This is a genomic window from Sediminicoccus rosea (genome assembly GCF_033547095.1).
Classification (GTDB): Bacteria; Pseudomonadota; Alphaproteobacteria; order Acetobacterales; family Acetobacteraceae; genus Roseococcus; species Roseococcus rosea.
The window spans coordinates 174,017-200,463 of sequence record NZ_CP137852.1 but is presented as its reverse complement, the minus strand read 5'-3'; the positions used below and the strand labels follow the sequence as shown (position 1 = coordinate 200,463).

At 72.4% G+C, this 26,447-nt stretch carries 22 protein-coding genes; 9 read left to right on the top strand and 13 right to left on the bottom strand.

Annotated elements, in window-relative coordinates; genetic code table 11:
• Window positions 1-71 precede the first annotated feature (71 nt).
• Window positions 72-1,292, bottom strand: a complete 1,221-nt coding sequence (locus tag R9Z33_RS00895) for an energy transducer TonB (protein WP_318649413.1) — start codon at window positions 1,290-1,292, stop codon at window positions 72-74.
• Between the two features lie 124 nt (window positions 1,293-1,416).
• Between R9Z33_RS00895 and R9Z33_RS00890 the strand changes: the two genes are divergently transcribed.
• From R9Z33_RS00890 to R9Z33_RS00880, 3 genes are read left to right on the top strand one after another with little or no spacing between them, the layout of a single operon-like run.
• Window positions 1,417-2,574 carry a PQQ-dependent sugar dehydrogenase gene (locus tag R9Z33_RS00890; RefSeq protein WP_318649412.1) on the top strand — a complete coding sequence of 386 codons (1,158 nt, stop codon included), beginning with the start codon at window positions 1,417-1,419 and terminating at the stop codon, window positions 2,572-2,574.
• A 39-nt stretch (window positions 2,575-2,613) separates the two neighbouring features.
• Window positions 2,614-4,062 carry an amidase gene (locus R9Z33_RS00885; RefSeq protein WP_318649411.1) on the top strand — a complete coding sequence of 483 codons (1,449 nt, stop codon included), beginning with the start codon at window positions 2,614-2,616 and terminating at the stop codon, window positions 4,060-4,062.
• A gap of 2 nt (window positions 4,063-4,064) precedes the next feature.
• Window positions 4,065-5,561, top strand: a complete 1,497-nt coding sequence (locus tag R9Z33_RS00880; protein WP_318649410.1) for a M81 family metallopeptidase — start codon at window positions 4,065-4,067, stop codon at window positions 5,559-5,561.
• On the opposite strand, the gene R9Z33_RS00875 is transcribed toward R9Z33_RS00880, so the two are convergent.
• Complete coding sequence (locus R9Z33_RS00875) at window positions 5,534-7,123, bottom strand: ABC transporter substrate-binding protein (RefSeq protein WP_318649409.1); 1,590 nt, start codon at window positions 7,121-7,123, stop codon at window positions 5,534-5,536. The two genes, R9Z33_RS00880 and R9Z33_RS00875, sit on opposite strands and share 28 nt — an antisense overlap.
• A 122-nt stretch (window positions 7,124-7,245) precedes the next feature.
• On the opposite strand from R9Z33_RS00875, the gene R9Z33_RS00870 reads away from it, so the two are divergent.
• On the top strand, window positions 7,246-8,487 hold the full coding sequence (locus R9Z33_RS00870) for an NAD(P)/FAD-dependent oxidoreductase (RefSeq protein WP_318649408.1): 1,242 nt from the start codon (window positions 7,246-7,248) through the stop codon (window positions 8,485-8,487).
• Here the strand turns inward: R9Z33_RS00870 and R9Z33_RS00865 are convergent, their stop codons facing one another.
• Complete coding sequence (locus tag R9Z33_RS00865) at window positions 8,488-10,539, bottom strand: glycosyltransferase family 2 protein (RefSeq protein ID WP_318649407.1); 2,052 nt, start codon at window positions 10,537-10,539, stop codon at window positions 8,488-8,490. It abuts the gene before it with no gap.
• 3 nt (window positions 10,540-10,542) lie between these two features.
• On the bottom strand, window positions 10,543-11,541 hold the full coding sequence (locus R9Z33_RS00860; RefSeq protein WP_318649406.1) for a glycosyltransferase: 999 nt from the start codon (window positions 11,539-11,541) through the stop codon (window positions 10,543-10,545).
• A 199-nt stretch (window positions 11,542-11,740) separates the two neighbouring features.
• On the opposite strand from R9Z33_RS00860, the gene R9Z33_RS00855 reads away from it, so the two are divergent.
• Window positions 11,741-13,699 (top strand): glycosyltransferase family 2 protein, encoded by a 1,959-nt coding sequence (locus tag R9Z33_RS00855; protein WP_318649405.1) that lies wholly within the window; start codon window positions 11,741-11,743, stop codon window positions 13,697-13,699.
• Between the two features lie 2 nt (window positions 13,700-13,701).
• Complete coding sequence (locus tag R9Z33_RS00850) at window positions 13,702-14,769, top strand: glycosyltransferase family 4 protein (protein WP_318649404.1); 1,068 nt, start codon at window positions 13,702-13,704, stop codon at window positions 14,767-14,769.
• Window positions 14,770-14,796: 27 nt separating this feature from the next.
• Here the strand turns inward: R9Z33_RS00850 and R9Z33_RS00845 are convergent, their stop codons facing one another.
• The 4 genes from R9Z33_RS00845 to R9Z33_RS00830 all read right to left on the bottom strand — a co-directional run bounded on the left by R9Z33_RS00845 (window position 14,797) and on the right by R9Z33_RS00830 (window position 18,907).
• On the bottom strand, window positions 14,797-15,315 hold the full coding sequence (locus R9Z33_RS00845; protein WP_318649403.1) for a GNAT family N-acetyltransferase: 519 nt from the start codon (window positions 15,313-15,315) through the stop codon (window positions 14,797-14,799).
• Entirely contained in the window at window positions 15,312-16,514 is a 1,203-nt protein-coding gene (locus tag R9Z33_RS00840; RefSeq protein ID WP_318649402.1) for an amidase, read from the bottom strand. Before R9Z33_RS00840 ends, R9Z33_RS00845 begins: the two co-directional genes overlap by 4 nt.
• Before the next feature lie 191 nt (window positions 16,515-16,705).
• Complete coding sequence (locus R9Z33_RS00835; RefSeq protein ID WP_318649401.1) at window positions 16,706-18,097, bottom strand: esterase-like activity of phytase family protein; 1,392 nt, start codon at window positions 18,095-18,097, stop codon at window positions 16,706-16,708.
• Between the two features lie 99 nt (window positions 18,098-18,196).
• Window positions 18,197-18,907, bottom strand: coding sequence for a GNAT family N-acetyltransferase (locus tag R9Z33_RS00830; protein ID WP_318649400.1), 711 nt, complete (start codon window positions 18,905-18,907; stop codon window positions 18,197-18,199).
• 54 nt (window positions 18,908-18,961) lie between these two features.
• Here R9Z33_RS00830 and R9Z33_RS00825 point away from each other — a divergent pair, with 54 nt between their 5' ends.
• The 3 genes from R9Z33_RS00825 to R9Z33_RS00815 all read left to right on the top strand — a co-directional run bounded on the left by R9Z33_RS00825 (window position 18,962) and on the right by R9Z33_RS00815 (window position 20,940).
• The gene (locus R9Z33_RS00825) at window positions 18,962-19,768 is read left to right on the top strand and encodes a ferredoxin--NADP reductase (RefSeq protein ID WP_318649399.1); all 807 of its coding nucleotides are present in this window, start codon (window positions 18,962-18,964) and stop codon (window positions 19,766-19,768) included.
• A gap of 291 nt (window positions 19,769-20,059) precedes the next feature.
• Complete coding sequence (locus R9Z33_RS00820; RefSeq protein ID WP_318649398.1) at window positions 20,060-20,383, top strand: NIPSNAP family protein; 324 nt, start codon at window positions 20,060-20,062, stop codon at window positions 20,381-20,383.
• Between the two features lie 17 nt (window positions 20,384-20,400).
• Window positions 20,401-20,940, top strand: coding sequence for a dihydrofolate reductase family protein (locus R9Z33_RS00815; RefSeq protein WP_318649397.1), 540 nt, complete (start codon window positions 20,401-20,403; stop codon window positions 20,938-20,940).
• A 136-nt stretch (window positions 20,941-21,076) separates the two neighbouring features.
• Here R9Z33_RS00815 and R9Z33_RS00810 read toward each other — a convergent pair whose 3' ends face one another.
• From R9Z33_RS00810 to R9Z33_RS00790, 5 genes are all read right to left on the bottom strand, one after another.
• Window positions 21,077-22,378 carry a TRAP transporter large permease gene (locus tag R9Z33_RS00810; RefSeq protein WP_318649396.1) on the bottom strand — a complete coding sequence of 434 codons (1,302 nt, stop codon included), beginning with the start codon at window positions 22,376-22,378 and terminating at the stop codon, window positions 21,077-21,079.
• A 3-nt stretch (window positions 22,379-22,381) separates the two neighbouring features.
• Complete coding sequence (locus R9Z33_RS00805; RefSeq protein ID WP_318649395.1) at window positions 22,382-22,927, bottom strand: TRAP transporter small permease; 546 nt, start codon at window positions 22,925-22,927, stop codon at window positions 22,382-22,384.
• A 202-nt stretch (window positions 22,928-23,129) separates the two neighbouring features.
• Complete coding sequence (locus R9Z33_RS00800; protein WP_318649394.1) at window positions 23,130-24,119, bottom strand: TRAP transporter substrate-binding protein; 990 nt, start codon at window positions 24,117-24,119, stop codon at window positions 23,130-23,132.
• 91 nt (window positions 24,120-24,210) lie between these two features.
• Complete coding sequence (locus tag R9Z33_RS00795; RefSeq protein ID WP_318649393.1) at window positions 24,211-24,810, bottom strand: 2-hydroxychromene-2-carboxylate isomerase; 600 nt, start codon at window positions 24,808-24,810, stop codon at window positions 24,211-24,213.
• Entirely contained in the window at window positions 24,807-26,369 is a 1,563-nt protein-coding gene (locus tag R9Z33_RS00790; protein ID WP_318649392.1) for an AMP-binding protein, read from the bottom strand. The genes R9Z33_RS00795 and R9Z33_RS00790 overlap by 4 nt, the downstream gene beginning before the upstream one ends.
• Window positions 26,370-26,447: the final 78 nt, after the last annotated feature.

Below are 26,447 nucleotides of genomic sequence, written 5' to 3'. Positions count from 1 at the left end.
CCAGAAACTTGTGGAAAAGCCTTGGCGGCTGGGTTTCGGATTCAGAAACAGAGGGTTGTGAATCCGCCGAATCAGCGCCGGATCAGCACATAGTTCACCGTGAGCTCGATCGTCACCCCATTGGGGTCCGCGCCGGGCGGAAAAGCCGGCAGCCTGGCCCCCTGGAAGGGGAAGGTCGTCCCGAAATTCAGCGAGGGCGAGGTGGAGGGGCCGACCAGCCGCACATTCCGCACCGTGCCGTCCGGCGCCGCCGTCACCACCACCCGCACCACGCCATCCTCGCCCAGCGCGACCGCGCGCTCGGGGTAGCTCAGATTCTGGTCCAGCCAGCGGCGGAAGGCGGCGCGCCAATCGGCCCCCACCTGCGCCCCGGTGACGCGCACCGAGGGGTCGGTGCGCGGGCGGCCTTCCAGGAAGCGCGGGTCCACGGTGGTGTCGGTGCCGCGCGCCTGGGGCCGCCCGGCGGGCGGGGCGGCGGGGCGGCCGAGCTGGACGCCGCCGGGCACCCAGATGCCCGGCAGGTTGGGCTGCGCCGGCTGACTTGGCTGCGCCGGCTGGGCGCGCTGCGCCTGCTGCTGCGGGGGCTGGCGCTGCGGGGGCGCCGGCGGCGTGGGCGGCGGCGGCAGGGGCAGCGTCTCGGAGAGCCGGTCCGGCAGGCGCAGCTCCGTCGGCGGCGCGAAGAGCTCCACCGCGCCGGGCAGTGGCGGGAGCGGCGGCGGCGGCGCCTCGGCCAGGACCGGAGGCCGCGGCTGGGGGGGCTGTGGAACGGGCGGCTGCGGGACGGGCGGCGGCGGCGCCGGTTGCGCCTGGGGCACCGGCGGGGGTGGTGGCGGCGGCGGCAGGGGCAGCGCCTGCTGGATCGGCGGCAGCGCGGGCTGCGAGGGCAGGGGCGGCGCGTCGGGCGGTGGCGGCACCGGCGCCTGGCTGGGTGGCGCGGGGGTGGCGGGCGGCGTCTCCACCCCCTCCACCGGGTCCGCCATTGGGCTTTCCACCTGCCCGCCCTCGAAGACGATGTCGAAGCTGGGCGGCGGCATCTCGTTGGAGGGGCGCTGCCGCGGCTCCGGCCAGAACAGGATCAGTGCCGCCACCAGCAGGTGGGCCGCGATGGAGCCGAGCCAGTAGAGCGGGAAGCCCAGCACCGGGCGCGGCGGCTCCGGCGGGCGCCAGCGGGCGCGAGGCGGGGCGGGGCGCCAGCTCGGCGGCTGCGGCTCACGGCGCGTCGTCACGCGCCGCCGCGCGCCGAAGCGCGTGTGGGTGCGGAGGCGGGGCGGTGTGGTGTTCGCGCGCGTCACGAGGCAGGGCCGGACATGCGCCCGCCATAAACCAAGAGCGCCGCGTCGGGAAACGCTGGCACGTAACAAATCATCCCCATCTGTCAGGCAGACCCTCCTCTGCACCAGCCAAGACGGAGCCCGCATGTCCAGCTCTCGCCGCCCCCTGCTCGCCGCGCTGCTCGCCGCCCCTGCGATCGCGCCCGGCCTCGCCCGCGCCCAGGCCCCCACGTCGAACCCGGCCGAACCCGAGCGCAGCGAGCGCGGCCCCTTCCGCTGGCGCGTCCTCGCCTCCGGCCTGGAAAACCCCTGGGGCGGCGGCTTCCTGCCCGATGGCCGCCTGCTGCTGAGCGAGCGCCCCGGCCGCGCCCGGCTGATGGCGCCGGACGGCACCCTTTCAGCCCCGCTCGCCGGCCTGCCGGAGGTGGTGGCCGAGGGCCAGGGCGGCCTGCTCGACATGCAGCCGGCGCCGGATTTCGCCACCACCGCCGAGGTCTTCTTCGCCTCGGCCACCCTCGTCGAAGGCGGCGTGCTGACCCGCCTCTCCCGCGCCCGCCTCACGCCGCGCGGCTTCGAGGCGGTGCGGCCGGTGCTGGATGCCACCCCGGCCCAGCCCAGCGGCCGGCTGCATTATGGCGGCCGCCTCGCCTTCTCGCCCGATGGCGCGCATCTCTTCCTGACGACGGGCGACCGCAACAACAGCCGGGAGCGGGCGCAGAAGCTGAACGACCTGGCCGGCAAGGTGATCCGCCTGACCCGCCAGGGCGAGATCCCGCATGACAATCCCTTCGCCGGCCGCCCCGGGCTGCGCGGCGAAATCTTCAGCTATGGCCACCGCAACCCGCAGGGCATCGCCTTCAACCCGGCCACCGGCAGCCTCTTCCTGGCCGAATTCGGCCCGCGCGGCGGGGATGAGCTGAACCTGATCCGCCCCGGGCTGAATTTCGGCTGGCCGGACGTCTCCTATGGCCGCGAGTATTCCGGCCGGCAGATCGCCGGCGGCCGTACCTCGGCCCCCGGCATCACCGAGCCGGTGCGGCATTGGGCGCCCTCGGTCAGCCCCTCGGGCATCAATTTCGCGCCGGCCCATGCCCAGCCGCTCTGGCGGGGCGCGCTCTACATCGCCTGCCTCAACACGCCCGGCCTGCTACGCCTGCAGATGGAGGGCGATGCGGTGGTGGCGGAGGAGCGCCTGCTCTGGGGCCGCGCCCGCATGCGCCAGGTGCTCTTCGCGCCGGATGGCGGCCTCCTGCTGCTGACGGATGAATCGCGCGGGCGGGTGCTGCGACTGGACGCCGCCTGAATTGGTGCGAAGCTGGCGGGCCACCACCGAGGCCCGCCCGTGTCCGATCTGCTCTTTCTCCCCGCCCATCGCGCCGCCGCGCTGATCCGCGGCAAGCGCCTCTCGCCCGTCGAATACCTGGACGCGGTGCTGGCGGCGGTGGAGGGCCAGCAGCCGCGGCTCAACTGCTTCGTCACCGTGATGGCCGAGGAAGCCCGCGCGGCGGCGAAGGCGGCCGAGGCGGCGGTGATGGCGGGCGGCCCGCTCGGCCCGCTGCACGGCATCCCGATCGGCGTGAAGGATCTGCTGGACGTGAAGGGCGCGCCGACGCGCATGGGCAGCCGCATCTTCGACGCCGCCGCCCCCGCCAAGGCCGATGCCGTTCCCGTGGCGCGGCTGCGCGCGGCGGGCGCCATCCTCTTCGGCAAGACCACCACGCCCGAATATGGCGTGAAGGGCCTGACCGACGGCCCGGCCTTCGGCATCACGCGCAATCCCTGGAATCTCGATCGCACCGCGGGCGGTTCCTCGGGCGGGAGCGCGGCCGCCGTGGCGGCGGGGCTCGGGCCCATCGCGCTCGGCACCGATGGCGCGGGTTCGATCCGTGGGCCTGCCGCCTGCTGCGGGCTGGTCGGCCTCAAGCCCACGCTGGGTGCCATTCCGCTGGAGGGCGCCAAGGATGGCTTCGGCAACAACAGCTATTCCGGCCCGATGACGCGCAGCGTGACCGATGCCGCGCTGATGTATGGCGTGCTGCGCGGCCCCGCCGACGCCGACCCGCTGGCACGCGACCCCTGGTCCGCCGGGGCTGGGCCGGATGCGCCGCTCTCGCCCGGCCTGATCGGCGGCGATCTCGGCGGGTTGCGGATCGGCTACATGATGCGCTGCGCCAATCCGCGCGTGGCCGCCGAGGTGGAGGCGGGCACCCGCGCGGCCCTCGCCGCCTATGCTGATCTCGGCGCCGAGCTGGAGGAGGTCACGGACGAGATCGACTGGATCGAGTTCGAGGGCCGTGTCCTCTACCAGGCCAATTTCACCGTCCTCCTCGCCGCGCAATTGCCGCGCTGGCAGAATGCGATGGATCCGGTGACGCTGGAATTCATGCGACGTGGCGAGGGCTTCTCGCTCGCCCAGTTCCGCGAGGCGCAATTCGCCCGCACGCGCCTCTTCCGCCAGATCCAGGCGCTGCTGGAACGCTACGACGTGCTGATGATGCCCACCATGTCGCGCACCGCGCTGCCGGCGGTGTTCGACGCCGCGAATGAGGAGGTCGTGGTGGATGGCGTGCCCTGCGGCATCACCCGCCAGGGTTGGACCTCGCCGCAATACCCCTTCAACCTCACCGGCCATCCGGCGCTGACCCTGCCCTCGGGCTTCGGCGCGGATGGGCTGCCCTTCGGCCTGCAGATCGTCGGCCGCTGGCGGGCCGAGGCGGATGTGCTGCGCCTCGCTGCCATCCTGGAACAGGCGCGGCCCTGGGCGCAGCACCGCCCGCCGGGGCTCGGCTGACCTTGGCGCGCAGGCGCATCCTCGCGGGCGGCATCTCGCAGGAATCCCACAGCTTCACCCCCGTGCGGACGGGGCGGGAGAGCTTCACCATCACCGCCGGCGCCGATGCGCTGGCCAAGGCGCGCGGCACCAACTCCACGCTGGGCGGCATCATCGCCGCGGCCGATACCGTGGGCGCGGAGGTGATCGTGCCCACCCTGTTCCGCGCGCAATCCGGCGGCCCGGTGGAGGAGGGCGTCTTCGAGGAGGTGCTGGGCCTCATGTGCGACGCCGCCCGGCGCGGCGATTTCGACGCCATCGCACTGCCGCTGCATGGCGGCATGCTTACGCCCTCACGGCATGATCCGGAGGGCGTGCTGATCGCCGCGCTGCGCGGGATCGTGGGCCCGGAGGTTCCGATCACCGCCGCCTTCGACCTGCACGCGCATGTGACGCCCGGGATCCTGGGCGATTGCGACCTGCTGGCCGGCTATCTCACCAACCCGCATGCCGACCAGGGCGCCACGGGCGAACGCGCCGGCCGCGCCGCGCTGGCCATGCTGGAGGGCCATCTCAAGCCGGTCCTGGCGCATGCCCACCTGCCCATGCTCACGCTCGGGCGGGACCGCACGGATGAGCCGCCGCTGATCGGCCTGCATGCCCGCGCGGCGGCAGCCGTCGCCTCCGGCGCGGTGGCGGACGCCTCGATCTTCAACGCGCAGCAATTCCTCGATGTGCCCGGCCTCGGCCAGGTGGTCATGGCCTATGGCAATGGCGAGGCGGAGGCGGCCCGCGCCCTGGTGCAGGAACTGGCCGAGGCGCTCTGGGCGGCCCGCGCCGAGACCATCATCCAATACCCGGGCCTGGAGGAAACACTCGCCCGCGCCACCCCCGGCCGCACGCTGATCCTGGGCGACCAGGGGGACCGCGTTGCCGCCGGCGCGCCGGGCGACAGCACCGTGATCCTGCATGCGCTGCTGGAGCGCGGAAATGGTTTGCCCGCCATCCTGCCCCTGACCGACCCGGACGCCGTCGCCGCCTGCCGCGCGGCCGGCATCGGCGCCACCCTCACGCTGAGCGTCGGCGGCCGCATCTCCACCATGATGCCGCCCGTCACGCTCACCGGCGAAGTGATCGCGGCCGCCGAAGGCGCCGCCTTCACCTATGCGGGCCCCGCCGAAGCCGGACAGCGCGCGCTGATCGGCCCCTACGCCGTGCTGCGGGTCGGCCCGCTGCACCTGGCGCTGACCGCCTTCCCCTATTCCTATCTCGACCCCGGCTATTTCCGCGCCATGGGGCTGGAGCCCGCGGACCACGCCGTGGTGGTGGTCCGCTCCGGCTATCATTTCACGCTGAACTTCGCCGCCCTCGGCGAATGCGTGACGGTGGACACGCCCGGCCTCTCCTCCTACCGCGTGGCGGAGATGCCCTTCACCGTCGCGCGCCCCTTCTACCCGGTGGACGACATCGCCTTCACGCCCGAGGCGAAGATTCAGCCCCGCCGCACATTCCAGGGATAGCGCACCGAACCGCCCAGCACGCCGGTCAGCTCGGCGCGATAGGCGGTCTTGGGGTAGTAGATGCCGAGCGGCACGGTCGGCACCTCGCGCAGCGCCAGCGCATGGATCTCGCCCATCAGCCGCGCCTGCTGCGCCGGGTCGGTCGCGTCGAGCCACTGGTTGGTCAGGCGCTCCATCTCGGCACTCTCGAACCAGCCGGGCCAGCCGGTCGCGCCCTCGCCGCGCACCGTGGTGTTCAGCACGGGGTTGGCGATGGCGATGCTGGGCCAGGTGGTGTGGAACAGGCTCCAGCCGCCGCGCTCCACCGGGCCGCGATTGTTGCGCCGTTGCAGCAGCGTGCCCCAGTCCATGTCCAGCAGTTCGACATTGAGCCCCGCGCGCCGCAGCAGCTCCGCCGTGATGGGGCCGAGGGGGGCCAGCGTCGCGTTGTCGGCCGGGTTGAGGATGACGACCTTCTCGCCCTTGTAGCCGGTGGCGCGCAGCGCCTCCGCCATGGCCGGCCCGCCGGCAGCGAGGCGGCCGAAGGTGTCGCGCCCGATCTCCGTGACGCCCGGAATGGTGCAGGGGAACATCGCCCGGCATTCCTGGAAGGCGCCCGGATCGGTGCCGGCGACGGTGGTGAGGTAGTCGCTCTGGCGCGCCACCTGCAGCACGAAGCGGCGCAGCGCCGCATTATCGAAGGGCGGCACCAGATGGTTGAAGCGCATGACGACGACGGAGCCGAGCGGGTCGGCATTCTGCGTGCGGATGCGCCGGTTGCGCGCGACCAGCGGCTGCAGGTCGTGCGGGACGGATTCCATCCAGTCCACCTCGCCCTGGATCAGCGCCGAGACGGCGGTGGATTTGTCGGCGATGACACGCCACTCCACGCGCTCGAAATGCGCGACCTTGCCGCCCGAGGTCCATTCCGGCGCCTCGCTGCGCGGGCGATAGCCGTCGAAGCGGCCATAGGCGATGAGATGGCCGGAGGACCATTCCTCGCGCAGGAAGCGATAGGGGCCGGAGCCCACCACCTCCGTGATCGGCGAATCCGGCGCGGCGCGGATGATGCGCTCGGGCATGATGAAGGCGGGCTGCGAATGCGGCTTGGCGATGGCGTCCAGCAGCAGCGGGAAGGGGCGCTTCAGGCGGATCACCAGCGTGCGGTCATCCGGCGTCTCATAGGCCTCGACCGCCGTCGCATAGACGCGGCCGAAGGTGTCGCGCCGGGACCAGCGCTCCAGGCTCGCGGCGCAGTCGCGCGCGCGCACCGGCTCCCCATCATGGAAGCGCAGCCCCTCGCGCAGGCGGATGGTCCAGGCGCGGCCATCGGCGCTGACCTGGTGGCCCTCGGCCATCTGCGGCTGCGCGCGCATCTGCCCGTCCACGCCATAGAGCGTGTCGAAGACGTGATAGCCGTGCTGCACGGCGACCAGCGCCGTCGAGATCACGGGGTCGAGCGAGACGAGATCCGTCGAGGGGACGAGGCGCAGCGTGCGCGCCCGCATGTCCTGCGCGAGGGCTGGCGCGGCCAGCGCCAGGGCGGGGGGCAAAAGCAGCGCATCGCGGCGGCTCAGGGTCATGGCGTTCTCCAGCGTGTTGGCGTGAGCCTAGGCCCTTCCTTGCCTGCGAGTCATCCGGGCATGCATGGACGCATGCGGGAATCCTCGGCCATCCTGCGCGGCGTGAGGCAGGTGGGGATGGCATGGCGGCTTCGGTGATCGTGCTCGGCGCGGGGATGGTGGGCGTCTCGGTCGCGCTGCATCTGCAGCGGCGCGGGCGGCAGGTGGCGCTGCTCGACCGCGAGGCGCCAGGCGAGGGCGCCTCCTTCGGCAATGGGGGCCTGATCCAGCGGGAGGCGGTGCACCCGCACCCCTTCCCGCGCAGCTTCTCCGAATTGCGCCGCATCGCCGGCAACAACGCGCTGGACGTGCATTACCACCCCATGGCGCTGCCCGGCTTCGCCTCGCCCCTGCTGCAATACTGGTGGCATTCCGAGCCGCAGCGCTACGCACATGCCGCCCGCGCCTTCGCCGCGCTGATCACCACCTGCCTCGATGAGCATCGCGCGCTGGCCGAGGGCACGGAGGCGATGGCACTGCTGCGGCCGATCGGCTGGATGAAGCTCTACAGCGACGCCGCCACCTTCGACGCGGCGCTGACCCAGGCGCGCATCGCGCATGAGCAGCATGGCGTGAACTTCAACGTGCTGGACAGCGCGGCGCTGGCGGCGGCGGAGCCGCATCTCCAGGTCAGCCGCCTCGGCGCCATCCACTTCACCGACCCCTATTCCGTGAGCGACCCGCATGCGCTCACCCTGTCCTACGCGCATCAGTTCGAGGCGGCCGGCGGCCGCATCCTGCGCGGCGACGCCATGACGCTCACGCGCGCCGGTTCAGGCTGGCGCGTGCAGGGCGCGGATGGGCCGGTGGAGGCGGAGGAGGTCGTGGTCGCGCTCGGCGCCGCCGCCGTGACCCTCACGCGGCGCCTGGGCTATGCGCCGCCCTATTTCGGCAAGCGCGGCTACCACATGCATTACCGGCTGCGTGGCAATGCCACGCTGAACCGCCCCTTCCTCGACACGGAAAGCCGCTTCCTGCTGGCGCCCATGCGCGTCGGCGTGCGCCTCACCACGGGTGCCGAATTCGCGGCGAACGACGCGCCGCCCACCCCCGTGCAGCTCGAACGCGCCGAGCCCGTGGCGCGCGGCCTGCTGCCGCTGGCCGATCGCGTGGAGAACACGCCCTGGATGGGCGTGCGCCCCTGCACGCCGGACATGCTGCCCATCATCGGACCGCTGCCTGGCCAGAAGGGCGCCTGGTGCGCCTTCGGCCATGCCCATCAGGGCCTCACCCTCGGCCCCACCACCGGCCGCCTGCTGGCCGAGATGATGACGGGCGAGGCGCCCTTCCTCGACCCCGCGCCCTATCGCGCCGAAAGGTTCTGATCACCGCTTCCAGCGGTGGTTGTAGGTCCAGGCGTTGAGCAGCGTCAGGTTCCAGCGCCCGGCCTGCTCATCGGCGCGGCCCTGGGATTGGCGCTCGAGATGCACGAGCGTCGCCGCATCCACCATGACGCGGCGCAGACCGGCTTCCGCGAGGCGCGCCGAGAGGTCGGCATCCTCGAAATCGCCGATGACGTAATCCTCGTCGAAGCCGCCGAAGCGTTCCGCCACCGCGCGCCGCAGCGCGAGGCAGGCGCCCGTCAGCGCCTCCACATCGCGCAGGCCCGCTGCCGCGGGCGGCGGGCGCAGGCCCTTGCCGGGATGCTCGGGGAAGAGCCAGCCGCCAGGGCCGGGCTCCATTTGCATGCCGCCATGCTGCAGGCTGCCATCGGGGTAGAGCAGCCGCGCCCCGGCTGCGCCCACGGAAGGCTCCGCGACGGCGCCGACCAGGAGGTCCAGCCAGTCGGTGCCCTGCGGGAAGGCGTCGGCGTTGAGGAAGACCACCACCTCGCCCTTCGCGTGCCGCATCCCGAGATTGCTGGCCGGGCCGAAGCCGCGCGCCGCGGCCGGCACGACCAGCCGCAGCGGCAGGCCGAAGCGGTCGAAGGCGGATTGCGCGAGGCCGAGCGCCGCCGCGCGCCGCGGCGGATCGTCCAGCACGAAGATCACCTCGTCCCGCTCCATGCCGCAGGCGGTGAAGAGCGCCATCTGTGCCGCCATCATGTCGAGCCGCCCATGCAGCGGGATGACGAGGCTGGCGCGCGGCGCGGCGGGGGGCGTGCCGAAGGCGTGTTCCTCCACCGCCATGGGCCGCGCCAGCCGGTGGCGGTTCAGCGCGACCAGCGGCTGGCCGAGCACGCTGCCGAAGGCATGGTCCAGCGCCGCCTCCGGGATCGCCCCCGCCTCGGCCAGGATGGCGCGCAGCGCCGCGAGGTCGGCCGCTTCCGGCGGGGGCAGCGGCAAGGTGCCGCTCTCGCCGTTCGCCAGCGTGATGTCGAGCCAGGCTTCGCCCAACTTCACCGGCACCGGTGCCCGCGCGAGGAAGCCGCGCCCGCCCTCGCCATCCCAGGCCATGGTGTCGAGCCAGGCGCCGGGCTTGAGGGGCCAGGCCTGCTCGCCCGCGCGCAGCCGGATGGTGGTGACGGCGCCCTGCGGGTCGTGCAGCCAGCCTTGCAGCAGCAGTCCCTCGGGCGTGCGCAGGCAGCGCGCGACGCGCATGCGGACCGGTGCCGAAAGCCAGGACAGCGTGTCCCGTCCGGTGAAGCCGCGTGCCAGCAGCCGCTCCATCTCGCGCTTTGCCGGGCCCTGCGCGGTGGCGAGGCGGGTGACGAATTCCGCCGGCATGGGCCGCGGCGCCTCGGCCTGGTCGCGCGCGGGGGCCAGGTGCAGCGGCGGCCGGCCGGCCGGCAGCAGCTCCGCGCCGGTCACCGCGCCCTCGCCCGCGCTCGCGATGGCGGCCAGCAGCCCGCCCCCGGGCAGGGCGCAGAAGGAGGCGGGGGCGGCGGTGCCCGCGCCGCCCGCATCGCGCAGCCGCATCGGCGCGGGGGCCTGCACCAGCGCGGCCTCCAGCGCCGCATCCGCCAGCCGGATCACCAGCAGCCGGTGGCCCGTGCCGGGCAGGCTCGCCGCTGCTTCGATCACGCCGTCGCCCAGGACGGGCGCGGGGGCGGCGGCGCTCTCCGCCGGCAATTCCGCCGGGCCCACCGTGATGTCCGGCCCGTGGCGCGGCAGCAGGGATTGCGGCGGCCCATTGCCCGGCCGGAAGGCAACCGGCGCCTCGCCCAGGATGCGGATCAGGATGCCGGCGCCGGTGAAGGCGACCTCCACCGTGGGCGAGAGCGCTTCCTCGGGCGTCAGCGGCAGGCGCAGCTCCTCACCCCATTGGCCGCCCAGGCAATCATTCACGATGAGGCAGGGCCGCCCCTCATGGCCGCGCACCACGAGGTGCAGCCGGATATCCTCGCCCTGGTGGTAATTGGCGCTCTCCGAGCGCGCGACCGCGCGCGGGCTGAAGCGCAGCGATTGCGCGAGCGGCGGATGGAGCGTCTCCGGCATGGCTCAGACCCTCCCTGGCCGCGCGATGCGCGCGGGATCCGCCGCCCATTCCCGGTAGCGGGCGAAGAGCGCGGCGGCGGCCTCCTCCGGGCCGGGGGGCGGGACCAGCGCCGACGCCAGGGCGGTGACGCGCTCCGGCGCCTCGGCGAGGTCGAGCAGCAGATGCGCCAGCGCGGTCGGGTTCATCTCAACCTGCCCGGCCGCGAGCACCGGCCGGCCCATCGCCCGGGCGAGGCGGCCCACCCCTTCCGGGTCGGCGCCGGCCGCATCGGGCAGCAAGGCGAGATGCGCGCCGGGCAGCGCGGCGGCGGCCTCGCTCGGGGTGCGGATGTCGAGGATGGGCGCGCGGGGGAAGCCGGTCATCAGCCCGCCCGTGGCGGTGAGCAGCGCGCGCTGCGCCTCATCCGCCGGGAAGCAGGCGACGACGAGGAAGCGCCCGGTGGGCGGCAGGGGGCAGGGCGCGACCTCCGGCGGCAGGCCCGGCTCCACCACCAGCCGCGCCGGATCGAGCCCGAAGGCGAGGCAGGGGGCGATCAGGCTCGCGCAGGGCAGCAGCAGCGTCGCCTCCGCCAGGAAGCGGCGCAGCGGCGCCTGGTGGATGAAGCCGCGCGCCGGGCCGGTGATGCCGAGCCGCCCCGCCAGCTCCGGCGTGAGGGAGAGCAGCAGCCGCGCTTCAGGGCAGGTGCGGCGCGTGAGGCCGATGAACTCCATCCCGAAGGGCGAGAGATCATGCAGGTGGACGATGTCGGGCGGCCAATCGCCAAGCCAGCGCGCGAGGTGGCGCAGCAGGTCGGCGTCGTTCTGGCTCAGCTCCCCGGCGTCATGGCCGGGCTCGGCCTCCGCCAGGAAAGCGCCATCGGCGAAGGGCTGGAACAGGCGCGTGCCGGGCGGCGGCGCCTGCCCGGCCGCGCCGCAGAGCAGCCGGGCGTCGAGGCCGGCGGCCTGGGCGGCGGCCAGCAGGCGCGCGGGGGCGGCATCCGGGTCATGGCGGGCGGCCACCACCAGCAGGCGGAGCGGCGCGGGGCCGGCAGGCGCGTCCTGGTCCAGGAGAAACCCCCTCTTCTCGGCGGTGCGATCCTGCTGGTGTATCCCTGCCCCGGATGCGGCTCAAGCGGCCCGCTGGCCCACCGCCCAGGGCTGGGGCATGCTTCCTCGGCCGCGGCGCCGATGCTATGCGCGCCGGGCCGACATGCACGCAAAGGTGGCACCAGAGCCGATGGATGGCAGCGCCGAAACCCGAGAGGCCAGCCCGGAGGGCATCCCCCCCGTCGCCGTGCCGGGCGGCGAGGTCCGGCCGATGGCGGAGGCCGCCGGCCTCACCGGCTGGGCCGCGCCCGACCCGCTGACGCCGGATGAACCGCCCGAGATCGGCCTGGATGTCGAGGGTGTCTCCACCAGCATCGTCACCGCCGAGCCGCAGCGCGACCCGCAGGGCCGCTTCCGCCTGAGCTGGCCCCTGCCGCCCCTGCTGCGCGACGGCGTGGCGCGGCGGGTCCGCGCCTTCCACATGCTCTCCGGGCAGGAGCTGGACGGCTCCCCCCTCACCCTCGCCGCGCCGCCCCTGCCCGCCGCGCCACCCGCCGCCACGCCGGATGCGGCGGCGGATGGGGCCCATGCGATGGGGCTGCGCTGGCCCGAGGGGCTGGCCGGCATGCGCCCCGCCGGCGGCGTGACGCCGATCGCCGAGGGCGTGCTGGGCGAGACCGACGCCCCGGGCGGCTACCTCCGCTTCCAGCTTCTGGCCGAGGCGCCGGAGGGGCCGCAGGCGCCCCGCCGCGGCATCCGCTTGGTGGCGGATGCGGTGGCGCCCGTCGTCTGCCTCCATTTCCGGCTGGGGGAGGCGGTGGCCGACCAGCCCATGGCCTGGGAGGTGACTGCCTGGCTGCCCGAGGCCACGGAGGCGCATGTGAAGGCGCGCTTCGACATCACGCTGGAGCGGCGCGAGGGGCCGGTCTTCCACACGCTCCGGCGGCTGCGGCGCGGCACGCTGTTCCGCCGGCCCTCGGATCATGCCTTCGAGATCACCCTCGCGCCGGAGGAGGCCGCGCTGCTGGCCGAGGACGGGGTCTGGATCGGGCTCATCGCCCGTTCGGCCAAGGGCCTCTCCGCCTGGCTGCCCAGCCTGGGGCCGGCGCCCCTGCCGGAGGCGGCGCGCTTCGAGGATGCGCGGCTGGATGAGGCCTTTGCCCATGCCGTCGGCTTCGTGCGGGTGCATGGCGAGGCCCGACGGGAGGCGCATCCCCTGCTGCCCGGGCTCTGGGAGCCGCCGCCGCCCGCCCGCGCCACCGCACGGCCGGCAGGTCAGGCGCATCCCTTCACCCAGGTGATCCTGCCCGTCTACAACGGCCATGACGAGGTGCGGGCCTGCCTGCACGCGCTGCGCGCCGCCGCCACCGGGCCCATGCAGGTGGTGATGGTGGATGACGGCAGCCGCGACTTCACGGCCGAGATGCTGCGCGCCGAAGCCATGGCCGACCCGCGCTTCATCCTGCACCGGCGCGACAACAACCGCGGCTACACCAAATCCATCAACGAGGGCGTGCTGCTGACCGGCGCCGACTGGGTGGTGGTGCTGAACTCCGACACGCTGGTCTCGAAGGGCTGGCTCGACCGGCTGCACGCCGCCGCGCTGGCGCGGCCCGGCACCGGCATGGTGGGCCCGCTCTCCAACGCCGCGACCTGGCAGAGCGTGCCGGCGGCGAAGCGGCCGGATGGCAGCTGGTCCACCAACGCCGTGATCCAGCCGCGGCACCTGGCGCGGATGCAGGCCATCCTCGATGAGGTGTCCGAGCGCGCCTACCCGGAATTCCCGGTGCTCAACGGCTTCTGCACCCTCATCGCGCGCGAGGTCTTCGACCGCGTCGGCCTCTATGACGAGGATGCCTTCCCGACCGGCTATGGCGAGGAGACCGACCTTTGCCTGCGCGCCCGCCAGGCCGGCTTTCGGCTGACCCTGGCCGATGACTGCTTCGTCTATCACCACAAGAGCGTCACCTTCGGCCAGGCCGAGCGCACGCGTCTCTCCCGCCAGGGCGGGCTCGAGATGACGAACAAGCATTCCGGCGTCATCGTGCCGGCGCTGGAGCGGATCATGCAGGATTGCGCCCCCCTGGGGCGGCTGCGCGCCCGGCTGAGCAACCTCGCGGCGGAGCTGGATTGAAGATGGCGCGCGTTTCCTTCGTTCTTCCGGTGGGTGGCGGCGGCGGCGGCGCGCATTCCGTGGTGCAGGAGGTGGATGCCATGCGCGACCTCGGCGTCGAGGCGCGCATCCTGGTGAACCAGGCCAATGCCGAGTATTTCCGCGCCGCCTATGACCGCTTCCCCTGGGTGGCGGAGGGCGGCATGGAGGCCTTCGACGGCAACCGCCACCTCGCCTCCCTGCTCGCCGATTCGGACGTGGCGGTCGCGACCACCAACACCTCGGCCCATGCCATCGCGGACACGCACAAATCCATGCGCGGCCTGGGCTTCCGCCATGCCTACTACGTGCAGGACTACGAGCCGCTCTTCTACCGCGCCGGCAGCACCGAGCACGCGCTCGCCGTCGCCAGCTATTCGGTGCTGCGCGACTGCACCTATTTCTCCAAGACGCGCTGGCTGGCCGGGATGGTCGAGGCGACGCACGGCCATGCGACGGCGCTGGTGGTGCCCAGCGTGGACCACGGCCTCTACCGTCCGGTCCGGCGAGCGCCGGGCGCGCTCCGGCAGGTGGTGGCCATGGTGCGCCCCGCCACGCCGCGCCGCGCGCCACGCCGCACCCTTCGCATGCTGGCCCGCCTGGCCGCGGGCGAGTTCGGCCCCGTGGCGCTCACCGCCTTCGGCTGCACGGAGGAGGATCTGGCGGCCGCCGGCCTGGCCCTGCCCGACGGCGTCACCCTGCTCGGCCGGCTGCGGCAGCAGGAGGTGGCCGAACTGCTGCGCGCGACCGACGTCTTCCTCGACCTCTCCGACTACCAGGGCTTCGGCCGGACGGCGGCGGAGGCGATGGCCTGCGGCGCCGTCGTCCTGGCGCCCCGGCTCGGCGGCGCGTCGGACTTCATCACCGATGGCGAGAGCGGCTTCCTCGCCAACACCACGGATGACGCGGCGGTGGCCGAGACGATCCGCCGCATGCTCTCCCTTTCCGAGGCGGAGCAGCGACGCATGCGCCTCGCCGCGCTGGAGGCCGTCTCGGGCTTCACGCCGGTGCGGGCGGCGATCTCGGAATTGCGGGCGCTGGGCCTCGGCTGAGCGCCTGGCCGCCTCAGCGCATCATGCTCAGTCGGGCAGGGTGCGCTCGCCCTCGCCCAGCGGGCGCTGCATGGTGACCACATCCACCCATTGGCCGAATTTCAGGCCGACGGCCTTCATGGTGCCCACCTGGCGGAAGCCGAGCGAGGAATGCAGGCCGATGGAGCCGACATTCTCGCTGTCGCCGATCACGGCGATCATCTGGCGGAAGCCCCTCGCCGTCGCGTGCTCGATCAGCGCCTGCACCAGCGCCTTGCCGACGCCCATGCCGCGCACGTCGTCGCGCACATAGATGCTGTCCTCCGCCGTGAAGCGATAGGCGCTGCGGTCGCGGATCTGGGCGTAGTAGCCATAGCCCACGATCCAGCCCTCATTCTCCGCGACCAGCCAGGCGCAGCCCGCGTCCTGCACCTTGGCCATGCGCTGGCCGATCTCCGCCGCATCGGGCGGCGTCTCCTCGAAGGTGCCCGTGCCGGTGAGCACGTGATGCGCGTAGATCGCGGTGATGGCGTCCAGGTCGGCCGGGGTCGCGTCGCGGATGATCATGCGAGGCCGAGCTCCGCCGCGACGCGCGTGGCGAGGTCGAGCAGCGCGCGGTCCCGCCCCGGGGCGGCGGCGAGCGAGAGGCCGACCGGCGCGCCATCCACCCGCCCCGCCGGGATGCTCACCTCGCAAAGCCCGGCGAGGCCGGAGATGGCGGTGACGCCCATGCTGCGCTCGCGCACCGCGTTCTGCTCGGCCAGCGAGGCGGTGAGCAGTGGCGCCGGGAAGGGCGAGGTGGGGAAGGCGAAGACCGCGCCGCCCGCGAGCAGCGAGCGCACGCGCGCCGAGAAGCGCTTCCGGAAGGCGCGGCCGGCGGCGGCCTTGGCCGGGTCCATGTCGCGCGCCGCCTCGAAGCGTTCCCTCACGCCCGGGCCGAATTTCGGGTTGGTCGCGGTGACCCAGCTGCCCAGCGTGGCCCAGGCCTCCTGCGCCTGGGCGCAGCGGAAATTCTCGTAGGCCTGGGCGAGGATGTCGGTCGGTCCCTCGACGCGCGCGGCGGGCCCCGAGCCGAGCACGCGCTCCACCGCCTCCAGCGCCGGCAGCAGGGCATTGGCGGTCGCCGGGTCGGCGTTCATCCAGACGCCCTGGAGCTTCAGCAGCGGGCCCAGCTGGGTGGCGTTGGGCAACGCATCCTCGGGCAGCAGGGCATCGCCCACCGCCTGCAGCACGCTGGCCTTTCGCGCGAACCAGCCGCAGGTGTCGAAGCTCGGCCCCAGGCCGCAGGCGCCGGCGAGGCTGACCGCCCCCCAGCTCGGCCGGATGCCGAAGACGCCGCAATAGCTGGCCGGGATGCGCACGCTGCCCCCGGTGTCCGAGCCGAGCGCGAAATCCACCAGCCCCGCGCCGACGGCAGCGGCCGAGCCGCAGGAGGAGCCGCCGGGGAAGCGATCGGGCGCATTCGGGTTGATCGGCGTGCCGTGCCAGACATTCTCGCCCGTCAAGCCGTAGGCGAGCTCGACCGTCTTGGTCTTGCCGACCAGTTCGCCGCCCGCCTCCAGCAGCGCCATGACGGCGGGCGCGGTGGCGGCGGCCACGGGGTGGGTGCGGCCCCAGTCCGGGTTGCCATAGGTGGTGATGGCGCCCGCCACGTCGAACAGGTCCTTCACGGCGAAGGTGAGGCCGTCCAGCACGCCGGAGCCGAGGGGCGCATGCGTCACCCGCTCGCCCGGGATGAAGGCCTTCACATCATCGGAGATCGGCATGGTCGTCGTCCTCGCGCCTGGTCCGCGAAGGCGCCCCCGCTGCGGTGGCGCATCCTCGCCGCCCGGTCCCGGCCGTGGTCGTGGCCGGGTTCCAAGCCTTCCCATGCTAGAGGGGCGGCCGGGGCACGCAAGTCCGCCCCGGCCCCCTTTGCGGCCCCCGCTGCGGCGTCGCGCGGGGGCCCGTCCTCGCTTCAGCGCGCCCGCAGCAGCTCGGGCACGTGCAGCAGGATCAGCTCATTGTCGTCCGCGCGGCTCAGGTGGCGGCCGGCCGAGAAGGGCAGGTTGTTGTCATTGCCGACGATGATGTGATCGGCATCCACCATCGCCACGTTCTCGATGGTGAAGAAGGGGAAGGTGAAGACCGCGTCGCTGGCGCCGGCCGCGCGGTCGCCGCGCTGGCGCGCCACCCGCTCGGGGTCCTGGATGGCCATGAGGTCGATATGGCCGATCTTGCGGACGAAGCCCTCGGCATCCGGCGCGCCCAGATCCACCAGGTAGATGCGCTTCAGGCGCGCCGGCATGGCGAAGCATGGGGCGGTGTGGGTGCTCTCCACACCCTGGGCGCAGGCACGGCCGGGATCGCCCTCGCCATTGTCGCGCTCGATCACCAGGGCGCGGCGCTCGTCGATCATGTTGAAGTCGCCGATGGCCGTCGCCCCCGGCTCCAGCCGGTAGCGCAGGTTGCGGCCGGTCCAGGCCATGCGGCCCACGTCGAACTCGATCAGGCGGAGGAAGGCGCCCTCGGGCTGGTTGCTGCCCGCGGCGAAGAGGGGCTGTTCCAGCAGCGCCCAGAGGGTGCGGCCATCCGGCGTCATCGCCATGCCCTCATACCCGCCCGAGCGGCGGACGCGGTGCGGGACGCCTGCGGTCGGGTTCGCCGGAATCACCTGGGCCGGGTGGTCGGGCGAGCGGAGCGGCTGGCCGTCCATCTGCGTCTCGACCACGGCCATCAGGCGGCCCGCGGCGTCGAAGCGCAGCAGGAAGGGGCCGAATTCCTCGCCCAGCATGAAGCTGCCATCGGGCAGGGGCTGGATGCTCTCCAGGTCGAAATCGGCGCCGGTCAGGTAGCGCGTCGGCGTCGCCTCGTTCTGCAGGGCGAAGCTGGCGACGCGGTTGGGGTCGGAGAGGAAGATGGTGTTTTCCACCGCCACCTGCCCGGTCTGCCAGTTCGGCCGCACGCGATGGATCATCAGCAGCGCGTCGGGGCTGTTGCGGCGGTTGCCGAAGCCATTGTCGCCCGTCACCCAGTAGCTGCCGTCGCCCACCGGCTTGATGCCGGAAAAGCCCTGCAGCGGCTGGCCGGGAAAGGGCATGGCGAGGCCGGTGGGCCGGGGGCCATAGCCCGGCAGCGTCACGCCGGGGATGCTGCCGGCCTGCTCGGTCCGCGCATTGCCCGGGCCGGCGAAGCGGCCGGAGAGGCGGAAATACTCGGGCGCATCGGCCGGGGGGGCCAGGAAGGTGGCGCCGGGCAGGATGGCCTGCCCGGCGAGCCGCGCCTCGAAGCGCGTATCGGCGGCGGCCGGCTGGATCAGGCCCAGGGCGGCCCCCAGGGAGACGGTGGTGGCGAGCAGGAAACGGCGCATGCGGATGACCCTCCGGAATGGAGGGCCCCGCCTAGCAACCGCCGATGACACGCCCGCGACGGAAATGTTGCGGCCGCGTCAAGACGGCGGCGCCGCCCCTCAGCCCCCCTGGGTGAGGGAGCGCTTCGGTCGGCCCGCCGCATCCCAGTTGGAATCATCCAGCCAGGCCTGGATGGCGGCGGCGCGCGCCGGCCATTCCTCGGCCAGGATGGAGAACCAGGCGGTGTCCCGCCGGCGGCCCTTCACCGTCAGCACCGCGCGCAGCGTCCCCTCATAGGTGAAGCCGAGGCGCGCGGCGGCGCGGCGGGAGGGGGCGTTCAGCGCGTTGCACTTCCAGGTCAGGCGCCGGTAGCCGAGATCCTCCATGGCGTGGCGCATCAGCAGGAACATCGCCTCGGTCGCCGCCCGGGTGCGCTGCATGCGGGGCGAGAACCAGATGTTGCCGAGCTCGATATGCGCGTTGGCCGGCTGGATCTCCATCAACGTCAGCCATCCGTCCACGGTGCCGGTGCGGTGCTGCCGGACGGCCCAGGCGATGGGGTCGTGCGTGGTGGCGAAGCCGCCGACGAACTGGCCGAGCGCCGCTTCGGAGGCGAAGGGGCCATAGCCCATATAGGCCCAGCCCGCCCCTGTCGCATCGCTCTGCGCGGCCTGCCAGAGGTCGGGCACGTGGCGCATGTGCAGCACCTCGAGGTCCACGCTGCGGCCCTTGTGGGGGATGCGCGCGGGCAGGGGCCGGGGCACGGTGTCCACGCGGGGGCCGACCGGCGGGTTGGTCTCGGGGTCATGCGGAGGGATGAAATCAGCCATGCCCCCATCATTCCCCGCTTGCGCGCGCCTGTCACGGGCCGCAAAACGCCTGCCATGGACACGAACACCCAACCCATCCTCACCGCGCCGCCGGGCTTCTTCGCCGAAGAGGTCACCTGGGTGCATCACTGGACCGAGAGCCTGTTCAGCTTCAAATGCACGCGCGACGCGACGCTGCGCTTCACCTCGGGCCAGTTCGCGATGATCGGGCTGATGGTGGACGGCAAGCCGCTGACCCGCGCCTATTCCATGGTGAGCCCCGCCTGGGAGGACCATCTGGAGTTCCTCTCCATCAAGGTGCAGAACGGCCCCCTCACCTCCCGCCTGCAGCACATCAAGGTGGGCGAGCGCGTGCTGATCGGCCGCAAGCCCGTGGGCACGCTGATCCCCGACAATCTGCTGCCCGGCCGCAACCTCTGGTTCCTCGCCACCGGTACCGGCCTCGCGCCCTTCATGTCCCTGATGCGCGACCCCGAGGTCTATGACCGCTACGAGCGGATCATCGTGGCGCACACGGTGCGCGAGGTGAAGGAACTCGCCTATCGCGACTACATCACGGGCGAGCTGCGGGATCACGAACTGCTCGGCGAGATGGTGCAGGAGAAGCTGATCTACCTGCCGGCCGTGACGCGCGAGCCCTTCCCGGTGCAGGGCCGCATCACCACGCGCCTCGAGACCGGCGAGGCGGAGAAGCAGGCGGGCGTGGCACCCCTCGACCCCGCGCATGACCGCGTGATGATCTGCGGCAGCGAGGCGATGAACGCCGACTGCAAGGCGCTGCTGGAAGCGCGCGGCTTCATCGAGGGCACCAACAACGCCCCTGGCAGCTACGTCCTCGAGAAGGCCTTCGTGACGAAATAGTTCCCCACTAACCCGCCTTCGGCGTCTTCGCGGGGGCCCCGGTTTGGCGTTGACCTTGGTGGCTCGGCTCATCCTGTCGTGGCAGAGCCACGACAGGGCGCCGGGGGGCGGCCAGTGGGCGAGGCTGGACAGGCTTGCCGGCGCGCGCGACGCTGCGAGGGGAAACGACGCACACCGAGAATCCGGCTGCAAGGCAGCCGGCGCGCCGCGACCGCCCTGCCAACCAGCGCCACATCCCTGCGGCGCGAAGCCAAGCCGGCGGAGCCGGCGCCGGCGTTTGAGGACCCAAAAATGTTCGTCGAAGAGCGCATCTACACCATGCACCCCGGCAAGATCGGGGACTACATCAAGGCCTATGCGGCCGAGGGCCTGGCGATCCAGAAGCCCATCCTGGGCCGCCTCGTCGGCTACTACTCCACCGAGTTCGGCCCGCTGAACCAGGTGATCCACATGTGGGCCTATGAGACCCTGGCCGAGCGCGCCGAGCGCCGCACCAAGCTCTTCGCCAACCAGGACTGGCTGAACTACCTGGCCAAGGTGCGCCCCTTCATCGCGACGCAGGAGAGCAAGCTGCTGATCCCCGCGCCCTTCATGCAGGTGAAGTGGCAGGATTGAGCGGCCAGAGGGGGGGCATGTCCGGCCGCGTCGCCTATATCGCCGCAAGCCTGGACGGCTTCATCGCCGCCGAGGATGGCTCCGTCGCCTGGCTGGAAGCCTTCCAGGCGACGGATTACGGCTATGCCGATTTCTTCGGCGGCATCGGCATGCTGGTCATGGGGCGCGCCACCTATGACCAGGTGCTGCGCTTCGGCCCCTGTCCCTATGCGGGCAAGCCCTGCCTGGTGCTGAGCCGCCGCGGCATCGCCCATCCGCCCGCGGGCGTGGAGGCCTGGAAGGGTGACCTCGCCTCGCTCGCCGCGCATCTGCGCGCGGCAAAGGAACGTGTGTGGGTGGTGGGCGGCGGGCAGCTCATCGCGGGGCTGCTGGCCGAGGGCGCGATCACGGAGCTGGATCTCTTCGTGATGCCGGTGCTGCTGGGCCGCGGCATCCCCCTCTTCGCTGGCGTCCATCCACCCGCGCAACAGCTCACCTTGCTGGACACCCAGACCTGGCCCAACGGTGTGGTGCGGCTGCGCTACGCGATTGCCGCAGCGACGCCAGCAAAGGCATAGCGCTGCGCACTGAGAATCCGGCCGCAAAGCGGCCGGCGCGCCCAGGCTGACTTCACGCCCAGCGCACCTGCGGTGGCGCGAAGCCAAGCCGGCGGAGCCGGCGCCCGGCGCTTGAGGGCACCAAGAAATTCTCCGCCTATTGGCGGAGAAGATAATCCGGCAGCCAGGTCACGATCCCGGGGAAGATCGTGATCAGCACCACCGTCACCACCAGCATCATGAAGAAGGGCAGCGCCGCCCAGGCGATCTCGGTCTGCTCCTTGCCCGTCATCGTCTGCATGACGAAGAGGTTGAAGCCGAGGGGTGGCGAGATCTCGGCGATCTCGACCAGCAGGATGATGAAGATGCCGAACCAGACGAGGTCGAACCCCGCGAGCTGCACCATCGGTACCACGACCGAGGTGGTCAGCACGATCATCGAGACGCCATCCAGCGCCGTGCCGAGGATCAGGTAGACCACGGTGAGGATGCCGATGATGGCGAAGGGCCCAAGCTCGGCCGCGGCGACCGCGGCGGCGAGGGCCGCCGGGATGCCGGTCAGCGCCATCGCCTTGGTCAGGAAGGCCGCACCCGCCAGGATGAACATGATCATGCAGGAGAGGCGCGTGGCGCCGGCCAGGCTGTCCACGAAGCTGCGCCAGGTGAGGCAGCGCGTGACGGCGGCCAGCACCAGGCTGCCCAGCACGCCGAAGGCGGCCGCCTCCGTTGCCGTGGTCCAGCCCAGGAACATCGAGCCCATGACGGTGACGATCAGCAGGATGCAGGGAATGAGCTGCGCGGATTGCTTCAGCTTCGCCCAGAGGCTCATCCCCGGCCCGGCCGCCGGCTGCTTCGCCGGATTCAGCAGCGCCCAGATGATGATGTAGAGGCTGAACAGCCCCATCACGAGCGCCCCCGGGATCATGCCGGCGATGAAGACGCGCACGATCGAGACCTCGGCCGCCACCGCATAGACCACCATGATGATCGAGGGCGGGATCATGATGCCGAGCGTCCCCGCAGTGGCGAGGCTGCCGATCGCCACGCGTTCGTCATAGCCGCGGCGCTTCAGCTCCGGCAGCGCGATCTTGCTCACCGTGGCGCAGGTGGCGGCGGAGGAGCCGGAGACGCTGCCGAAGATGCCGCAGGCCAGGATGTTGACGTGCAGCAGGCGCCCCGGGATGCGCCGCACCCAGGGGGCGAGCCCGTTGAACAGCTCCTCCGAGAGCTTGGTGCGGAACAGGATCTCGCCCATCCAGATGAACATGGGCAGCGCGGCGAGCGTCCAGGAGCCGGTGCTCTCCCAATAGGCCGAGGCGAGGAAGAGGCCGGGCGTCGGGTTCACCAGCGACATCGCCACATAGCCGGTTCCGGCCAGCGCGAGGGCGATCCACAGCCCGCTGCCCAGCAGCAGGCAGAGCAGGACGAGCAGCAGCAGGGCGATGTTCAGCATGTCCATGGCTTACATCTCCGCCGAGAAATCGCCGCGCGCGGCACGCTCTTCGGCCGCGCGCACATAGCTCGGCTTCTGGCCGCGCAGCACGACCAGCAGCTCATCCAGGATGGCGATGAGCAGGATGCCCGAGCCCAGCGGGATGGCGAGCTTCGGGATCCAGATGAGGAAGGGCACGCTGCCCTGCGCCACCTCCTCGATCTCGCGCGAGAACATGGCGTCCGAGAAGGTCCAGTAGACGATGTAGCCGACCAGTGCCGCGGCCAGCGTCAGCACCGCCAGCTCGATCACGCGGCGAAGCCCCGCGCCCGCCTTGTCGATGAAGAGGCCGACGCGGATCAGTTCGCCGCGCTTGAAGGTGTAGGCCAGCGCGAAGAAGGTGGTGGCGACGCAGAGATAGGCGGTGAAGTCATCGGCGCCGGGAAGCTGGATATTGCCCTGGCGGAGGAAGACCTGCGCCATCATCACGAAGAAGATGCCGAAGAGCGACAGCGCGGCCAGCCCGGCGCTGAGCAGGTAGAGTCCGTCCAGCGCGCGGCGCAGCAGGGCGCTCATGCGGGGGTCCGGCCGGATGGGGCGCGGCGGGTCGGGGTCATGGGCGGGGTGCCTCTCGGCCTGGTGTCACGCGATGTTCGTGTCGCGCGCGGCCCCGGCGCAAGGGGCCGCGTGATGCGGCAAGCCCGGTGCGCGGCGGCGCTGCACGCCGCTTGCGCAACCGGATCCTGCATGTGGGCAGCGCTTGGGCGCTGCACCCAGCTCAGCCGCGATAGGCGGCGATGACGCGGGCGCCATCCTCGCCGGCGCGGGCCACCCATTCGCGGGTCATTTCCTGGCCGATGCGGTCCAGCGCCTCCAGCAGGGCGGGCGTGGGCCGGGCGACGGTCATGCCGCGCTGCGCCAGCGTCGCCTCGCTCGCCGCGATGGCTTCCTCCGCCAGGCGCCAGCCGGACGCCTCGGCGGCGGCGGCGGCGGTGCGGATCGCGGCCTGGTCGGCGGCCGAGAGCGCCTCGAAGGCGCGGCGGTTCACGAAGACGGCGTTGCGCGTGTGGGTGAAGCCGACGGGCGTGTAGATTCGGCTGAAATCCCAGGCGCTGCTGTCCACGCCGGTCGCCGCACTCGTCACCATCGCGTTCACCACGCCGGTGGCGAAGGCCTGCGGCACTTCGGCCGCCTGGATCAGCGCGGGGTTGGCGCCGATCAGCGTGGCGAAGCGGTTGGTCATCACGCTGAAGGTGCGGAAGCGGGAACCGCGCAGCGCCTCGAGCGTGTCCACCGGGGTGTTGGTGTAGAAGCCCGAATTGGGCCAGGCGACGGTATAGAGCAGCGAGAGGCCCTGCCGCTGGAAGCGCGCCTCGATGAAGGGGCGGGTCAGCTCGTTCAGGCGGCGGGCCTGGGCGATGGTCGGCGCCAGCATCGGCACGCCGTCGATCTCGAAGAACGGATCCTCATTGCCATAGGCGCTGAGCAGGATCTCGCCCAGCTGCACCTGGCCCTGCTGCACGCCGCGCTTGATCTGCGCCATGGGCAGCAGCGACGCGTTGGAATGCATCTGCACCTGCACGCGGCCGCCGGTCGCGGTCTGCACCGCCTCGATGAAGGCGCGGTTGTTGCGGGTGTGGAAGTTCCCGTCCGGATAGGGGGTCGCCATCTGCCAGCGGGCCTGCGCGCCAGCGGGAGATGAACCCAGGCTCGGCACGAGGGGGGCGGCGGCGCCGGCGGCCAGCAGGGTGCGGCGGGTCACGGTCATGGGCGGGATTCTCCGGGAAGGGTGTCTCTCTGGGTGGGATCATCGGCCGGGCCATGCACTTGGCGCAAGCCCGGCATTTGTTGCAGGCGGGTCAGGGCCGCAGCGGGCCGCCCAGGAAACGGTCCAGCAGGTCCAGCCGGTCGTTGCCGAAGAAGAGCTTTCCGTCCGCCGTGACCATGGGCAGGCCGAAGACGCCCTCGGCGATGGCTTCCTCGGTATTGGCGGCGAGTTGCGCCTTCCAGCGCTCGTCGCCGGTGGCGGCGATGACGGCCTCTGGGTCGAGCCCCGCCTCGGCGCCGAGGCGGCCCAGCAGCCCCAGGTCCTCGATGTCGCCCACCTCGCTCCAATAGGCGCGCAGCACAGCGCGGGCGAAGGCGCCGCCCTTGCCCTCGGCGCTGGCGAAGCAGGCGGCGCGCAGCGCGCGGGCCGGGCGCAGCGGGTAGCGCGGGTGATAGCGCAGCGTCACACCGCCCAACGCCGCCCAGTCCTGCAGGTCCTGCCGGTACCAGGCGAGGAAGGCGGCATTCGCCTCCAGCGGGCGGCGGCCATCAATCGCGTCGATCAGCCGTGCGAGGTAGACGGGCCGCCACTCGACGCTGCGCCCATGCTTCGCCGCGATGCCCTCGATGCGGAGCGCGGCGAGGTAGCACCAGGGGCTGTGCACGTCGTAGCGGAAGATCAGCGGGCTCATGCGAAGCGCTCCAGGCGGCCGCCCTCGGCCATGGCGCGCAGCTCCGTCTTGCGGATCTTGCCCGAGGCGGTGAGGGGATAGGCGGTGACGGTGAACCAGGCGGCGGGCACCTTGAACCGGGCGATGCGCGCGGCGCAGAAGGCGGCCAGATCGGCACTCGGCACCGCATGGCGCAGGCGCAGCGCGGCGGCGGGGATCTCGCCGTAATAGGCATCCGCGATGCCGAACACCGCGACCTCGGCCACGGCCGGGTGCTGCGCCAGCACCGCCTCGATCTCGACCGGATAGATGTTCTCGCCGCCGCGGATCAGCATGTCGCGCAGGCGGCCGCCCGCCATGCGGATGCGGCCCGTGGGCGTGATGCAGCCCAGGTCGCCGCTGCGGAGCCATCCCTCGGGCGTGATGGTCTCGGCATTGGCCTCGGGCCGCTCGAAATAGCCGAGCATGACCATGGGGCCGCGCGCCTGGATCTCGCCGATTTCGCCCGCCGGCAGCACTGCGCCGGATTGCGGGTCCACGATGCGAACCTCCATGCCCGGCAGGGGTTCGCCCGCCGTCTCCAGCCGCTCGGGGTCCTCGCAATCGGCGCAGGAAATGAGGGTGCTGGCCTCGGTCTGGCCATAGACCTGCACCAGGCCGGGGATGGGGAAGTCCCGCACGCAATCGGCCAGGATCCCGGGGTTGGCATCGGCGCCGCCGCAGGTTCCGGTGCGCAGGCTCGTGAGGTCGTAGTTCTTGCGGGCCGGCAGGTCGCGCATGGCGAGCCAGGAGGTGGGCACGCCGGAGAGCGCGGTGCAGCGCTCGGCCGCGATCACGCGGCACATCTCCTCTGCGTCGAAGGCCGGCACGCCGACATAGGCCGCCCCCGATTGCAGGCAGGCGAGGATGCCCATGATGCAGCCCGCGCAATGGAACAGCGGGATGATGGAGGTGAGGCGATCCCGCTCCGTCAGCCGCAGGCGCTGGGCCGTGCCCCAGGCATTCATCAGCATGCCCTGGTGCGTGAGCAGCGCGCCTTTCGGAATGCCTGTCGTGCCGGAGGTGAATTGCAGGCTGGCCGGCGCGCGGGGCGCGACCTCGGGCAGGGCGATGCCTTCGGCGCGCAGGTCGTTGAAATGGCGCTCGCCCTCCACCGCGTCCAGCAGGATCAGGTGGCGCAGCGCGGGCAGGTCAGCGCGCAGCGCGCGCACCATGTCGAGATAGGCGTTGCTGCGGAAGCGCGCGCTGAGCAGCAGCGCCTCGGCCCGGCTGGTGGCCAGCGCGGCGCCCAGATCCTCCGCGCGGTAATGCGTGTTGAGCGGCACCAGCACCATGCCCGCCGCCGCCACCGCGAGTTGCGCCACGGGCCATTCGATCCGGTTCTCGGCCAGCAGCGCGACATGCGCCCCGGGCTTGAGGCCGAGGGCGAGAAGCCCGCGCGCCACGGCTTCCGCCTCGGCGAGCCAGCCGGCGAAGGAGAGGCGGCGGCCCTGGTGCGGAAAGGCCAGCGCCTCGCGCTCACCTTGCGTGGCGGCGGCGGCGCGGAGCGCGGCCAGGGGCGTCGGGTAGGGGGCGTGCATGCCCTGCGCGTTCGCATGCAATGCGCGGCCTGCCAAGCCCGATCTCTGGCACGCGGCTTGAAAGGCGGGGGGCGCCAT

What these genes read in the sequence shown, in the direction of transcription:
- R9Z33_RS00890 (WP_318649412.1), top strand. Translation starts at nt 1,417, where the DNA reads ATGTCCAGCTCTCGCCGCCCCCTGCTCGCCGCGCTGCTCGCCGCCCCT.
- R9Z33_RS00875 (WP_318649409.1), bottom strand. Translation starts at nt 7,123, where the DNA reads ATGACCCTGAGCCGCCGCGATGCGCTGCTTTTGCCCCCCGCCCTGGCG.
- R9Z33_RS00870 (WP_318649408.1), top strand. Translation starts at nt 7,246, where the DNA reads ATGGCGGCTTCGGTGATCGTGCTCGGCGCGGGGATGGTGGGCGTCTCG.
- R9Z33_RS00865 (WP_318649407.1), bottom strand. Translation starts at nt 10,539, where the DNA reads ATGCCGGAGACGCTCCATCCGCCGCTCGCGCAATCGCTGCGCTTCAGC.
- R9Z33_RS00850 (WP_318649404.1), top strand. Translation starts at nt 13,702, where the DNA reads ATGGCGCGCGTTTCCTTCGTTCTTCCGGTGGGTGGCGGCGGCGGCGGC.
- R9Z33_RS00845 (WP_318649403.1), bottom strand. Translation starts at nt 15,315, where the DNA reads ATGATCATCCGCGACGCGACCCCGGCCGACCTGGACGCCATCACCGCG.
- R9Z33_RS00840 (WP_318649402.1), bottom strand. Translation starts at nt 16,514, where the DNA reads ATGCCGATCTCCGATGATGTGAAGGCCTTCATCCCGGGCGAGCGGGTG.
- R9Z33_RS00835 (WP_318649401.1), bottom strand. Translation starts at nt 18,097, where the DNA reads ATGCGCCGTTTCCTGCTCGCCACCACCGTCTCCCTGGGGGCCGCCCTG.
- R9Z33_RS00830 (WP_318649400.1), bottom strand. Translation starts at nt 18,907, where the DNA reads ATGGCTGATTTCATCCCTCCGCATGACCCCGAGACCAACCCGCCGGTC.
- R9Z33_RS00825 (WP_318649399.1), top strand. Translation starts at nt 18,962, where the DNA reads ATGGACACGAACACCCAACCCATCCTCACCGCGCCGCCGGGCTTCTTC.
- R9Z33_RS00820 (WP_318649398.1), top strand. Translation starts at nt 20,060, where the DNA reads ATGTTCGTCGAAGAGCGCATCTACACCATGCACCCCGGCAAGATCGGG.
- R9Z33_RS00815 (WP_318649397.1), top strand. Translation starts at nt 20,401, where the DNA reads ATGTCCGGCCGCGTCGCCTATATCGCCGCAAGCCTGGACGGCTTCATC.
- R9Z33_RS00810 (WP_318649396.1), bottom strand. Translation starts at nt 22,378, where the DNA reads ATGGACATGCTGAACATCGCCCTGCTGCTGCTCGTCCTGCTCTGCCTG.
- R9Z33_RS00805 (WP_318649395.1), bottom strand. Translation starts at nt 22,927, where the DNA reads ATGAGCGCCCTGCTGCGCCGCGCGCTGGACGGACTCTACCTGCTCAGC.
- R9Z33_RS00800 (WP_318649394.1), bottom strand. Translation starts at nt 24,119, where the DNA reads ATGACCGTGACCCGCCGCACCCTGCTGGCCGCCGGCGCCGCCGCCCCC.
- R9Z33_RS00795 (WP_318649393.1), bottom strand. Translation starts at nt 24,810, where the DNA reads ATGAGCCCGCTGATCTTCCGCTACGACGTGCACAGCCCCTGGTGCTAC.
- R9Z33_RS00790 (WP_318649392.1), bottom strand. Translation starts at nt 26,369, where the DNA reads ATGCACGCCCCCTACCCGACGCCCCTGGCCGCGCTCCGCGCCGCCGCC.